The sequence below is a fragment of the Flintibacter porci genome, assembly GCF_041925195.1.
Lineage (GTDB): Bacteria > Bacillota > Clostridia > Oscillospirales > Oscillospiraceae > Lawsonibacter > Lawsonibacter porci.
The window spans coordinates 176,613-189,315 of the sequence record NZ_JBHEVB010000002.1; the positions used below are offsets into that span (position 1 = coordinate 176,613).

At 60.7% G+C, this 12,703-nt stretch carries 12 protein-coding genes; 2 read left to right on the forward strand and 10 right to left on the reverse strand.

Translation table 11 applies throughout. The features are described from left to right. Nucleotides 1-79 precede the first annotated feature (79 nt). The 4 genes from ptsP to ACEVJL_RS02760 form a co-directional block, all read right to left on the reverse strand. Entirely contained in the window at nt 80-1,732 is a 1,653-nt protein-coding gene (gene ptsP, locus ACEVJL_RS02745; protein WP_374736789.1) for a phosphoenolpyruvate--protein phosphotransferase, read from the reverse strand. A 78-nt stretch (nt 1,733-1,810) separates the two neighbouring features. Further along, the gene (locus tag ACEVJL_RS02750) at nt 1,811-2,071 is read right to left on the reverse strand and encodes an HPr family phosphocarrier protein (protein ID WP_235396787.1); all 261 of its coding nucleotides are present in this window, start codon (nt 2,069-2,071) and stop codon (nt 1,811-1,813) included. 76 nt (nt 2,072-2,147) lie between these two features. Then, entirely contained in the window at nt 2,148-2,987 is an 840-nt protein-coding gene (locus tag ACEVJL_RS02755) for a PRD domain-containing protein (protein ID WP_374736790.1), read from the reverse strand. A gap of 24 nt (nt 2,988-3,011) precedes the next feature. Then, nucleotides 3,012-5,135 (reverse strand): PTS sugar transporter subunit IIABC, encoded by a 2,124-nt coding sequence (locus tag ACEVJL_RS02760; protein ID WP_235396792.1) that lies wholly within the window; start codon nt 5,133-5,135, stop codon nt 3,012-3,014. A gap of 358 nt (nt 5,136-5,493) precedes the next feature. Here ACEVJL_RS02760 and dhaS point away from each other — a divergent pair, with 358 nt between their 5' ends. After that, the gene (gene dhaS / locus ACEVJL_RS02765) at nt 5,494-6,078 is read left to right on the forward strand and encodes a dihydroxyacetone kinase transcriptional activator DhaS (RefSeq protein ID WP_110440354.1); all 585 of its coding nucleotides are present in this window, start codon (nt 5,494-5,496) and stop codon (nt 6,076-6,078) included. A gap of 173 nt (nt 6,079-6,251) precedes the next feature. Next, complete coding sequence (locus ACEVJL_RS02770; RefSeq protein WP_325207901.1) at nt 6,252-7,115, forward strand: DegV family protein; 864 nt, start codon at nt 6,252-6,254, stop codon at nt 7,113-7,115. Nucleotides 7,116-7,172: 57 nt separating this feature from the next. On the opposite strand, the gene ACEVJL_RS02775 is transcribed toward ACEVJL_RS02770, so the two are convergent. Genes ACEVJL_RS02775 through atpE form a run of 6 tightly spaced genes read right to left on the reverse strand, consistent with a single transcriptional unit; the run spans nt 7,173 to nt 12,696 of the window. After that, a complete protein-coding gene (locus tag ACEVJL_RS02775; RefSeq protein ID WP_302667314.1) occupies nt 7,173-7,583 on the reverse strand; it encodes a F0F1 ATP synthase subunit epsilon in 411 nt (136 codons plus the stop codon). A 1-nt stretch (nt 7,584) separates the two neighbouring features. After that, nucleotides 7,585-8,994, reverse strand: a complete 1,410-nt coding sequence (gene atpD, locus ACEVJL_RS02780; protein ID WP_374736791.1) for a F0F1 ATP synthase subunit beta — start codon at nt 8,992-8,994, stop codon at nt 7,585-7,587. A 27-nt stretch (nt 8,995-9,021) separates the two neighbouring features. Next, nucleotides 9,022-9,903 (reverse strand): ATP synthase F1 subunit gamma, encoded by an 882-nt coding sequence (atpG, locus tag ACEVJL_RS02785; RefSeq protein ID WP_374736792.1) that lies wholly within the window; start codon nt 9,901-9,903, stop codon nt 9,022-9,024. Nucleotides 9,904-9,927: 24 nt separating this feature from the next. Next, nucleotides 9,928-11,970 carry a F0F1 ATP synthase subunit alpha gene (gene atpA / locus ACEVJL_RS02790; RefSeq protein WP_235396796.1) on the reverse strand — a complete coding sequence of 681 codons (2,043 nt, stop codon included), beginning with the start codon at nt 11,968-11,970 and terminating at the stop codon, nt 9,928-9,930. Then, nucleotides 11,967-12,455: a F0F1 ATP synthase subunit B gene (gene atpF / locus ACEVJL_RS02795; protein WP_008981033.1), complete on the reverse strand. Its 489-nt coding sequence runs from the start codon at nt 12,453-12,455 to the stop codon at nt 11,967-11,969. Before atpF ends, atpA begins: the two co-directional genes overlap by 4 nt. Nucleotides 12,456-12,477: 22 nt before the next feature. After that, complete coding sequence (atpE, locus tag ACEVJL_RS02800) at nt 12,478-12,696, reverse strand: ATP synthase F0 subunit C (RefSeq protein WP_008981034.1); 219 nt, start codon at nt 12,694-12,696, stop codon at nt 12,478-12,480. Nucleotides 12,697-12,703: the final 7 nt, after the last annotated feature.

Below are 12,703 nucleotides of genomic sequence, written 5' to 3' on the forward strand. Positions count from 1 at the left end.
CATCCTTTCCTTCCCGCAAGAGTAAAATCAAGCCGCCCGACCCTGCAAAGGGTCAGGCGGCTTTTATTTCATGAACGATTCAGCTGTTGAGCAGCTCCAGAGTACAGGTCTTGGCGATGCTCTTGCGGATGGCGGCGCGCAGAGGCAGCACTGCCGTAGGGGTAACGCTCAGCTCGTCGATGCCCATGGCCAGGAAGGTGGGCAGCAGGCTCAGATCAGCGCCTAGCTCTCCGCAGATTCCGATCCAGATCCCGGCCTGATGGGCGGCATCCGCGGTCATCTTCAAGGCCCGGAGCAGGGCGGGATGGTGGGGGTCAAAGAACTTGCCCAGGTCGTTGCACTGCCGGTCGCAGGCCAGGGTGTACTGGGTCAGATCGTTGGTGCCCACGGAGAAAAAGTCTACCAGCTGGGCCAGCTCATCGGCGATAAATACCGCGGCGGGAGTCTCAATCATAATGCCGATCTCGGTATCCGGGTTGAAGGGGATTCCCTCGGCGGTAAGCTCGTCCATCACCCGCTGGCAGGCCCGGCGGCACTCCTTTACCTCCCACACGCTGGCAATCATGGGGAACATGATGGCGATCTTTCCGTAAGCGCTGGCCCGGTAGAGGGCGCGCAGCTGGGTACGGAACACCTCAGGGCGGTTGAGGCAAATGCGGATGGCCCGCAGACCCATGGCAGGGTTCTCCTCCTTGTGGAGATGGAAGTAGTCCACCTGCTTGTCCGCACCGATGTCCAGGGTGCGGATGATCACCCGCTTGCCGTTCATGGCGGCGGCGACCTCTTTATAGGCCCGGAACTGCTCCTCCTCGGTGGGATAATCCTCGCTGGCCAGATAGAGAAATTCCGAGCGGAACAGGCCGATGCCCTGGCCGTCGTTGGCCAGGACGGAGGCCACGTCCTCGGGAGAGCCGATGTTGCAGTACACGTTGACCTGCTTGCCGTCCAGAGTCACATCCTTCTGGCCCACCATACTGCGCATCAGCTCCCGGGTCTCCTCCTGCTTGGCGTGGCGGGCTTTCAGAGAGAGCAGCGTCTCCTCATCGGGCTCCAGGATGAGCTGGCCGGTCTCCCCTACAATATAGGCCTGCTTGCCATGAAAATCCTCGTTGAAGTCCTCTCCCAGGCCACACACGGCGGGGATGCCCATGGTGCGGGCCAGGATGGCGGTGTGGCTGTTGCCCGAGCCCTTTTGGGTGGCAATGGCCAGGATCTTTTTCTTATCCAGCTGGATGGTCTCGGAGGGTGCCAGATCGTCGGCACACAGGATGACGGGCACATCGGAGTCGATGCCTCCCGCCACCACCCCCATGAGGTTATTTAAAATGCGGCCGGTCACGTCCTTGATGTCGGCGGCACGAGCCTGCATGTATGGGTCGTCCATGGATGCCAGCATGGCGGCAAACTCCTGCCCCGCCTGGTCCACGGCGTACTCGGCGTTGAATCCCTGGGCCAGCAGCTCATCCATGGCCCCGGTGTAGTCCTCATCTTCCAAAAACATGGCGTGGGTCTCAAAGAGCACGGCCGCCTCGTCCCCGGCCTCTTCTCTGGCCTTCTCCGCCATATCGCTCAGCTGCTGGGCCGTGCGCTCTTTGGCCCGCTCCAGCCGGGCGCGCTCCTCCTGCTCGTCAGCGCCGGTACGCATCTCCACCTGGGCGGCGGCGCGATGATAGAAATAGATGGTCCCCTGCTCAATTCCCTTGGAGACCCCTTGCCCCTGAATGATCTTCATGTCTCGATCCCTTTCCATATCTTCTCAGAGGCGCCCGCTGTCTTTCTCCGGCAGCGGGCGCCTCTTTTCGTATATTTCTTACAGGTTCTCCTTGAAGAACTGCTCCATGGCGGCGATGGCGGCCTCCTCAGAGGGGCCCTCGGCGGTGACGGTGATCTCGTCTCCGGTCTTGACGCCCAGGCCCATCAGCTTCATCAGCTGGGTGGCCTTTACGCTCTTGTCGCCCTTGATCACCTGGATAGCGGTGTCAGCAAAGGGCTTTGCGGCCTTGACCAGCGCTCCGGCGGGACGGGCGTGGATGCCCAGGGGATCCTGAATCACATAGGCAAACTGCTTCATGGGTAAAACTTCCTTTCTATCATATACAATGGATTTTGAAACCGCTCAGACCGGCGAGGGCCAGTCCCTGCGGCGATCAGCACACGCTGGGCTCGGTGGAAAATACCCGCTGCACGTGCATGGCCAGGTATCCCACCTCTGCCTCGTCCACCTGCCGTCCCAGGCTGCGCTCCAGCTGGCGGCAGATCTCCTGGGCAATGTCGAAGGCCTTGGGGCAGGACTGGCGCATGATGGTATTGACATCCATGCTCAGTTTCTCCCCTTTGATAAGGCGGGCGGCCATATATTTGATGTGGCTCATCAGGCGGTTATAGGACAGGGAGGACACATCGATGACCACACCTGTCTCCTGCTGCACCAGGTCTACGCACTCCCGGATGATAGCGGCGGTCTGCATGGCCTGTGAGACCTGCATGGACTCCAGCGAGGAGTGAACGTGCAGGGCGATATAGCCCAGCTCGTCGTCGCTGAAGACCACGCCGGTCTGTTGGCGAATGAGTTCACCGCCCCGGGCAGCTACTTCGTACTCCTGGGGGAACAGAGCCTTGATGTCGGGGGTGAGAGGGTTGCTGAGGGGGGCATTTTTTGAGATGCGCCGGGCGGCAAAGGCAATGTGGTCGGCCATGGGTACCAGGATGCTGGTGTCCACCTGACCAAAGGTCTTCCGGGCGTCCAGAATGATGCTGTTGGCGATGCTCAGGTAGATGGGATCGATGCGCTTGACCAGCTCCCGGGGGTTACCCCGGTCGCATTTCTGGGAGAGCTGGTACACCGTCACCTCTCCGGAGAAGTCCACCCGCTCTCCGGGCTTTCTTCCGAAGCCGGCGCCCTTCCCTACCACCAGGTTTTCCTGGCGGTCGTCCAGGTTCTGGGCCAGCACCGCGTTATGGTTGAGCACTTTTGTAATTCGATACATGCTTCTCTCATCCCCCCGTCCAGGTCAAGATTCGTAGATATCCAGGGCCAGCAGGTCCTCTCCCGGCTTGACGTGGCCAGCCTTAATGAGGCGCAGCTGCTGGTTATCCTCCATAGTGGTAAACAGCACCGGCGAGGAGGTGGAAGAGGCGTTTTCCCGGATATAATCCAGATCGAACTCCAGGAGCTTATCGCCCTTCTTCACCTGGTCACCCTCCTGCACCAGGGCCTTGAAGCCCTGGCCCTTCAGGGCCACGGTATTGATGCCCACGTGGATGAGCATCTCCACCCCGTCCTCCAGCTCCAGGCCGATGGCGTGGTTGGTGTCAAAAACAAAGCTGATGGTAGCATCACAGGGAGCGGTGACCACACCCTCACAGGGCACCACAGTAGCGCCGTCGCCCATCATCTTCTCCGCAAAGGCCTCGTCAGGGGATGCGGTGATGGGGGCGGACTCCCCGTGGAAGGGGCTGCCGATGACGATGGTGCGCAGCAGAGCGCCGTGCTCTGGCTTGGCCTCCTCCTGGCTCTCGGGCTCAGTCTGGATGGCGGCTTGCTCCGCTCCGGCAGCGCCGGAACGCAGGTAGTCCTCCAGGTTGGCCTTGATGATATTGACCTGAGGACCATAGACCACCTGGACGCCCTGACCCTTCTGGATCACACCGGCCGCACCGGTGGATTTGAGCACCTGCTGGTTCACCTTGGATGCGTCATGGACAGTGCAGCGCAGGCGGGTGGCGCAGCAGTCCACATCGGAGATGTTGGCCGCGCCGCCCAAGCCCTGGGCAATGGCGGCGGACACCTGGTCCTCCCCGCCCTGCTCCTTGCGGGCGTTGTAGTCGGCCTTGGTGTACAGCTTGGTCTCCTGGTCGCCCTCCTCCCGGCCGGGAGTCTTGAAGTTAAACTTCTTAATGAGGAAGGAGAACACGAAGTAGTAGACCAGGAAGAACACAATGCCCAGGGGGATAATCAGCAGCCAGCTGGTTTTTTCATTGCCCTGGAGGATGCCGAACAGGGCCAGGTCAATAAAGCCGCCGGAGAAGGTCAGGCCTACGGTGATGTTGAGGATGTGGCAGAGCATATAGGCAAGGCCCGCAAACACGGAGCTGATGATAAACAGCACCGGGGCCACAAACAGGAAGGAGAACTCCAGAGGCTCGGTGATGCCGGTGAGGATGGAGGTGAGAGCGGCAGACAGGAGCAGGCCGCCCACCTGCTTTTTCCGTTCCGGCTTGGCACAGCGGTACATGGCCAGAGCCGCTCCGGGGAAACCGAAGATATACAGCACAAATTCACCGGTGAAGCACCAGGTGCCGGCCGTGGAGAAGTGAGTCACGGTGGGATCAGCCAGCTGGGCAAAGAAAATGTTCTGGGCTCCGGCCACCATGGTGCCCGCCACCTCCATGGTGCCGCCCACAGCGGTCTGCCAGAAGGGCAGATAGAACACGTGGTGCAGGCCGAAGGGAATGAGCAGGCGCTTGATCATGCCGAACAGGAAGGTGCCGAAGTAACCCGAGCTGTACACCACCATACCCAGGGCGTTGATGCCCTCCTGAATGGGCTGCCAGACAAAAAACATCAGAATGCCTACCAGGGCAAAGACCAGGGTGCTGATGATGGGCACAAACCGGGTGCCGCCGAAGAAGGAGAGCACCTGGGGCAGCTGGATCTTATAAAAGCGGTTGTGCAGGGCAGCGACTCCCAGACCTACGATGATGCCGCCGAAGGCGCCCATCTGCAGGGATGTGATGCCCAGCACGGTAGCGGTGGAGCCCTCCAGCAGGTTTTCCACCCCGCCGGTCAGGCTGATCATGGCGGAGATGCTGGAGTGCATCACCAAGAAGGAGACGGCAGCGGCCAGGGCGGCCACTTCCTTCTCCTGGCGGGCCATACCGATGGCTACGCCGATGGCGAAGATCAAGGGCAGGTTATCAAAGATCACGCCACCGCACTTGCTCAAAACGGAGAAAATAAAGTACGGGACCGTGCCGGGCCCCATCAGGCCCAGCAGGTTATAGGTGGCCAGGGTGGTCTCGTTAGTAAACGAGCTTCCCAGGCCCAGCAGCAGTCCTGCCACCGGCAGGATGGCGATGGGGAGCATAAAGGATCTGCCCACCCGCTGCAGCACGCCAAAAAACTTTTCCTTCATCGTGCAACCTCCTTATTCAAGCTCGCCGGCCAGTTGCTCAGATGAAAAAAGCACTAACCGACAACTATTACATTTTGTCTATGTAATAGCTAAGGTTAGTGCCTGACAGTACAGTAACACACCTATTTAACATGGATTCTGGCGGGAGTATAGCACACCCCTTCCTGCCTGTCAATCTACCCCTAAACATTTTCGCCCAAATAAACAATTATATACATTGTTTTTTGTGCGCAGTGCCGGTTTCTTTTGGCACTCACTGTTCCGGCGTCCCCATATCTTTCCCGGAAAAAGATTTGCTCCTCACCAAAAACAATGGTAAAATATAGGTCTCCAAGACAAGCAAAGGAGGTAGCGACCGGTGTCGAACGCTGCATTTACCAAACTGATGATCGCCCAGGGGCTCAAGCGGCTGCTGAAAACCACATCCTTTGTCAACGTCTCCGTGGGGGACATCGCCCGGGAGTGCAAAATCAGCCGCAACACCTTCTACTATCACTTCAAAGATAAGTATGATCTCATCTCCTGGATCTTTTATACCGAGATCACCTCCATCCTCAGCGATGACATCTCCCTGGGCCACTGGCGGGACAGCCTGCTTTCGCTGTGTAAGTACATGCAGGAAAACCGGGATTTCTATCTCAACGTCCTTGAGTTTCAGGGGCAGAACAGCTTTTCCGAGTGTCTGATGGACTTCTACCAGGGCCTGGTGGCCCACCTGCTCTTCCATGCTGACAGCCAGCCCGCCCTGTCCCAGGAGCAGATCCGGATGGTCTCCCGCTTTTACGCCCACGGCATCACCGGCGTGCTGCTGGACTGGGCACACAACGGCATGACCGCCGACCCGGAACCCGCCGTCACTATGCTGGAAAAGCTTCTCTCCAGCGACACAGTCCACCAGATCTTATCCACCCAGCCCAAGTCTCATTCCGCCTCCTCTTTTTAGGACAGATTATTAAATCTGTCCTATTTTTGCGCATTTGTCTGATTTTGTATCTACTCAAGTTCGAACAAGAACCATAAAATAATCTTAATATATCTTAAGGCATGTCCAGGTGCACCGTCCACCCGGCAGCATCGGCGTGCCCTTTATCTTCTGCAAAGTAGGAGAAATTTGGAATGAAGATCGCCATTATGACAGACAGCAACAGCGGCATCACCGCCCAGGAGGCTCAGCAGCTGGGCGTTGCCCTTCTGCCCATGCCCATTCAGATCGACGGTCAGATGTACCTGGAGGGAATCGACCTGTTCCCTTCTGAGTTCTACGCCCGCCTGGCCCAGGGGGCCGATGTGTCCACCTCCCAGCCCTCCCCTGCTGATACTATGGAGCTGTGGGACAAGCTGTTGGAGGAGTATGACCAGCTGGTCTACATCCCCATGACAAGCGGTCTGAGCGGCACCGCCGCCACCGCCGCCAGCCTGGCCTGCGACGATCCCTATGAGGGCCGGGTGTTTGTGGCCGACAACAAGCGCATCTCCGCCCCCCAGCGCCAGTCGGTGCTGGACGCGCTGGCTCTGCGGGAGCGGGGCAAGTCCGGCGCAGAGATCAAGCAGCGCCTGGAGGAGGCCTCTCTCCACTCCCAGATCTACATCATGGTAGACACCCTCCACTATCTGAAAAAAGGCGGCCGGATCACTCCCACCGCTGCTCTGCTGGGCAGCGCATTGAACCTCAAGCCTATTCTTCAGCTCCAGGCCGGCAAGCTGGACGCCTACAAGAAGGTGCGGGGCACCAAGGCCGCCAAGACCGAGCTGGTCCATGCACTGGAGGCCAAACTCCCCTGCCTAGAGGGAGAGGGCAAGCTCATCGTCCAGACCGCCTACTCCGGCTCTGACGAGCTGGGTGCGGAGTGGAACGAATTCGTCCAGCAGGCTTTCCCCCAGTTCCAGGTCTACTCCACCGTGCTCCCCATGAGCATTGCCTGCCACACTGGTCCGGGCGCGCTGGGCGTGGCCTGTGTCCGGGAGCTGCCCGTCGACTAACCGAACATAGAAAAAAACCGCGGTTTCGTTGGAAACCGCGGTTTTTTCATGCTGTTTTCAGTGTCGCTTGGCCGCTTTCAGTCGAGCCAGAGCACGGGCTAGGGCGGCCTTGGAATTGTAATAATCCCGCATGCTCAGCTTCTGGCGCAGGCGCTCCTCTGCCCGCTCCTTGGCAGCCTCGGCACGGACCCAGTCGATCTCCTCCGGTCGCTCAGCGGAAAAGACCAGCACCATCACCCGGTCGGGCATGATCTCCGCCAGGCCCTGGCTGACTACCGCCTCGTGCCACTCTCCGCCGGCGCGGTAGCGCAACTCGCCCGGCTCCAGGGCGGTGACCGCCGGCTCATGGCCGGCCAACACCCCAAGGGAACCGTCAATGGCGGGCACCGTCAGCTCCTGGGCCTCGCCGATAAAAAATTGCCGGTCCGGGGTCACGATCTCCAGGTGGAACTGCCGCTCCTCGGCCATGTTACAACACCCCCATGTCCTGAGCCTTCTTGCGCACCTCGTCCACGCTGCCCACCATGCTGAAGGCGGCCTCGGGCAGGTTATCCAGCTCGCCGCCCAGGATAGCCTCGAAGCTGCGCAGGGTGTCCTCCAGCTTTACGAAGCGGCCTTCCATGCCGGTAAAGGGCTCAGCCACCGAGAAGGGCTGGGAGAAGAACTGCTGGATACGGCGGGCACGCTCTACGGCCAGCTTGTCGTTCTCGCTCAGTTCCTCCATACCCAGGATGGCGATGATGTCCTGCAGCTCCCGGTAGCGCTGGAGCAGCTCCTGCACCGCACGGGCGGTCTTATAGTGCCGCTCGCCCACCACGTCGGGCTCCAGGATACGGGAGGTGGACTCCAGGGGGTCCACCGCCGGATAGATGCCCTGCTCCACGATCTTACGGGAAAGCACCGTGGTGGCATCCAGGTGGGTGAAGGTGGTTGCCGGAGCGGGGTCGGTCAGGTCGTCGGCGGGGACGTAGACCGCCTGCACCGAGGTAACGGCTCCGTTTTTTGTAGAGGTGATGCGCTCCTGGAGCGCGCCCATCTCGTTAGCCAAGGTAGGCTGGTAGCCCACGGCGGAGGGCATACGGCCCATCAGGGCGGACACCTCGCTGCCTGCCTGGACATAACGGAAGATGTTGTCGATAAACAGCAGCACGTCCTGGTGCTGCTGGTCCCGGAAATACTCGGCCATGGTCAGGCCGGTGAGGGCCACACGCATACGGGCGCCGGGGGACTCATTCATCTGGCCAAAGACCAGAGCAGTCTTTTCAATGACCCCCGACTCATTCATCTCACGCCACAGGTCGCTGCCCTCACGGGTACGCTCGCCTACACCGGTGAAGATGGAGTAGCCGCCGTGCTGGGTGGCGATGTTGTGGATCAGCTCCTGAATGAGCACCGTTTTGCCTACGCCGGCGCCGCCGAACAGGCCGATCTTGCCGCCGCGGGCGTAGGGAGCCAGCAGGTCGATGACCTTGATGCCCGTCTCAAAGATGTCCACCACGGGGCTCTGGTCGGCAAAGGGCGGGGCCTGACGGTGGATGGACCACCGCTCGGAGGTCTTGACCGCTCCCTTGCCGTCGATGGGCTCACCCAACACGTTAAACATCCGGCCCAGCACCGGCTTGCCCACGGGAACGGCAATGGGGCCACCGGTGGAGATGACCTCCATGCCCCGGCCAATTCCTTCACTGGGGGCCAGCATGAAGCAGCGGGCGGTTTCATGCCCGATATGCTGGGCCACTTCCATGACCCGCTTCTCCTCCCCCACCATCACATACAGGGCGTCCTGGATGGAGGGCAGAGCGTCGGCGGGAAATTCCACGTCAACCACAGGTCCTTGGACCTGAACAATTTTTCCTTTACGCTCCTGCAATTGCGCCACACACCTTTCTCTGTGTCCGTCTGCCCATCAGCGGGCGTTCCTGGCTCCGCCGGCCACCTCGGTGATTTCCTGGGTAATGGCTGCCTGGCGGGCCCGGTGATAGGTCAGGGACAGCTTTTTCAGCATGTCCTTGGCGTTGTCGCTGGCCGACTCCATGGCGGTCATCCGGGCGCTCTGCTCCGAGCAGTAGGACTCCACCAGAGCGCCGAAGATCATGCCCTGGATGTAATTGGGCACGATGTTGTCCAGCACCGCCTCCTCCGAGGGGATATAGCGGATCTCCTGCCGGTATTCCGGCTCGTCCTCCTTGTCCCATGGGAAGTCCTCCCGGACCAGAGGCAGCAGCTTCTGCTCCCGCACCTCCAGGCGCAGGGCGGAGACCATCTCGGTGTAGATGATGTACACCTCGTCCAGCTCCCGGCTGAGGAACCGTGCCACCACCTCGTCGGTGATCTCGCCGGCCCGGCGCATGGTGGGATTCTGGACCACATAGTTAAAGTCTTCTACAAAGGGAATGTCCCGGTTCTGGCAGTAGACCCGGCCCACAATGCCCACCAGGAACAGGGAGAGGTTCTTTTCCCCCTCCACCCTCTGCTGGGCCAATTTGAGCACATTATGGCTGTATGCGCCGGCCAGTCCTTTGTCACCGGTGACCACGATATAACCCACCTTCCGCGCCTGGGGCTCCACATCGGGGCGCTGGTCGAAGAAATCGTGCTCCAGCTCCGGAGAGTGGTGGAGAATGTGGGCAATAGTTTTGAATATCTTGGTAAAATAGGGGACGGTATTGTCCAGCCGCCCCTTGGCTTTGCGCAGATTGGCCGAGGAGATCAAATACATGGCGTTGGTGATCTTCAGGGTCTGCTCCACGCTTTTGATCCGGGTGCGGATCTCTTTGATTCCAGCCAACGGGCCTCGCCTTCCTTTCTCCCCTTAGCTCTGAGCCTGGGGCAGCTTTTCCTTCTTATAGTCCGCCAGAGCGGCACGGATGGTCTCCACCGCCACGCCGGACAGATTGCCGGTGCGCTGCACCTCAGCGGTGAGCTCCCAGTGCTCCAGCTCCATACGCTTGGAGAAGTCCAGGGCAAACTCCCGCACCTGATCCAACGGCACCTCGTCCAGCAAGCCGTTGGTGGCAATGTAAAGGAGAATCGCCTGCTGGCTCACCTTCATGGGCTGGTAGAGAGGCTGCTTGAGCAGCTCCAGCAGCCGTTTGCCGTGGTCCAGGGTCTTCTGGGTTGCCTGATCCAGGTCGGAGGAGAACTGGGTAAACACTTCCAGCTCCCGGAACCGGGCCAGGTCGATACGCATGGTGCCCGCGGTACGCTTGATGGCCCGGGTCTGGGCCGCGCCGCCCACACGGGACACGGACAGTCCCACGTTCACTGCCGGCCGCTGTCCGGAGAAGAACAGGTCGGTCTCCAGGTAGATCTGGCCGTCGGTGATGGAGATGACGTTGGTGGGGATATAGGCGGACACGTCGCCCGCCTGGGTCTCAATGATGGGGATGGCGGTCATGGAACCGCCTCCATACTCCTCTGTCAGGCGGCAGGCCCGCTCCAGCAGGCGGGAGTGGAGGTAGAACACGTCGCCGGGGTAGGCCTCACGTCCGGGGGAGCGCTTGAGCAGCAGAGACAGGGCCCGGTAGGCCACGGCGTGCTTGCTCAGGTCATCGTAGACGATGAGCACGTCCCGTCCCTGTTCCATAAAATACTCTCCCATAGCCGCGCCGGCGTAGGGGGCGATATACTGCAAAGGAGCGGGATCGCTGGCGGTGGCCGAGACAATGATGGAGTATTCCATAGCCCCGTGCTTTTGCAGGGTGTCCCGCACATGGGCCACCGAGGAGGCCTTCTGGCCGATAGCCACGTAGATGCAGATCACATCCTGGTCCTTTTGGTTCAGGATGGTATCCACCGCGATGGCGGTCTTGCCGGTCTGGCGGTCGCCGATGAGCAGCTCACGCTGGCCCCGTCCGATGGGGATCATGGAGTCGATGGCCAGAATACCGGTCTGCAGAGGGACATTGACCGCCTGGCGGGAAATAACGCCGCTGGCCTCCCGCTCGATGGGGCGGGTATCGGCAGCATGGATGGGACCTAAGCCGTCGATGGGACGGCCCATGGCGTCCACCACCCGCCCCAGCAGAGCCCGGCCTACCGGCACGTCAGCGGGGTGTCCGGTACGGGTGACCCGGCTTCCCTCGCCCAGGCCCTCTTCCCGGCCCAGCAGCACACAGCCCACAGTCTCCCGGGACAGGTCCATGACCATACCCTTGACTCCGGTGTCAAATTCCACCAGCTCGCCATATACCGCCCGGTCCAGACCCCGTACCGTGGCGATACCATCGCCCACCTCCAGCACCCGTCCGGTCTCGCTGGTGTCCTGGCCGATCTGGAAGCCCTTCACGGTATCCCGCAGACTTCCCATCAGCTCTTCCATACTCTCGCTGACCGAGGCGCCCTTCTCCAGCCCCTTGGCCAGCCGCTCCAAACGGCCCTTGACACTGCGGTCGTAGGTCACACCCTGGACCTCCAGCACAAAGCCGCCCAGCAGTTCCGGGTCGATCTTCACCTGGAGAACCACCCGGTCCAGATTGCGCAGGCGGCACACCGCCCGGCGCACATCGTCCAGCGCCGCCTGGTCCGGCTTGTGGGCGCAGGTCATCACACAAACGGCGCCGCCGTCGGCCGCCAGCTCCAGCTGATGGACCTCCTCCAGAATGTCGGGGAACAGGTCCAGATGGCCCTCCTCCGCCAGCAGGCAGAGAAATGCCTTGAGAGGCTCCAGTCCGGCCAGCGGGGCAGCGGAGCGAATGAGCTCCTTCTTCTCCTCCACCTGTACCGCGGAGCTGGTGAGCACCTTCCACAGTTGCTCCTGTTCCAGCAGCTCCTGAGCTGCGCCGGTCAGTCCCATATTGTCGGTCTGGGCCAGATCATACAGGGCGGCGGCATAACGCTGAATCAGTTCTGTCATTTCTTTTCACCTGCCTCCGCCAGGAAATCATCCAGAATTGCCCGATCCGAATCGGAATCCAGGGCCTTCCGGGTCACCTTGGAGGCCGCCTCCATGGCCAGCTGGGCCACCTCACGCCGGGCAGTGCGCAGCATCTCGTCCCGCTCCGCCTGGGCACGGGCCTTGGACTGCTCCCGGGTCCGGGTCGCATCCTCCTGAGCCTGGGCCAGAATGGCCTGGTACTCCTTCTCACCACGGGTCTTGGCCTGGGCCAGAATACCGTTGGCCTCGCTGCGGGCCTGGGCCAGCCGGTCCTCATATTCTTGCTTGAGCTCATCGGCCTTCCGCTTCTCCCCCTTAGCCTCATCCAGAGTCTGCTGGATCAGGGCGGCCCGGTCATCCAGCACCTTATTGACCCGCCCAAACAGCAGCTTGCGCAGGATCACGTACAGGATCAGCAGATTGAGAACGGTGAGCGCAATGGTGGAAATTTGAAATTCCAACATGGCAGCTTTCCTCCTTCCGGTCTCAGCCCATGAACAAAATCAGCAGAGCAGTGATGAAACCAAAGATGGCGGTACCTTCCGCCAGAGCGCAGCCCAGCAGCAGGGCGCTGTTGATCTTACCGGAGGCCTCAGGCTGGCGGGCGATGGCCTCGCTGGCCTTACCGGTAGCAATTCCGATACCGATACCGGCGCCGATGCCGGTCATAACAGACATTCCGATCGCAAGCATTCCGATTTCCATGGTACAA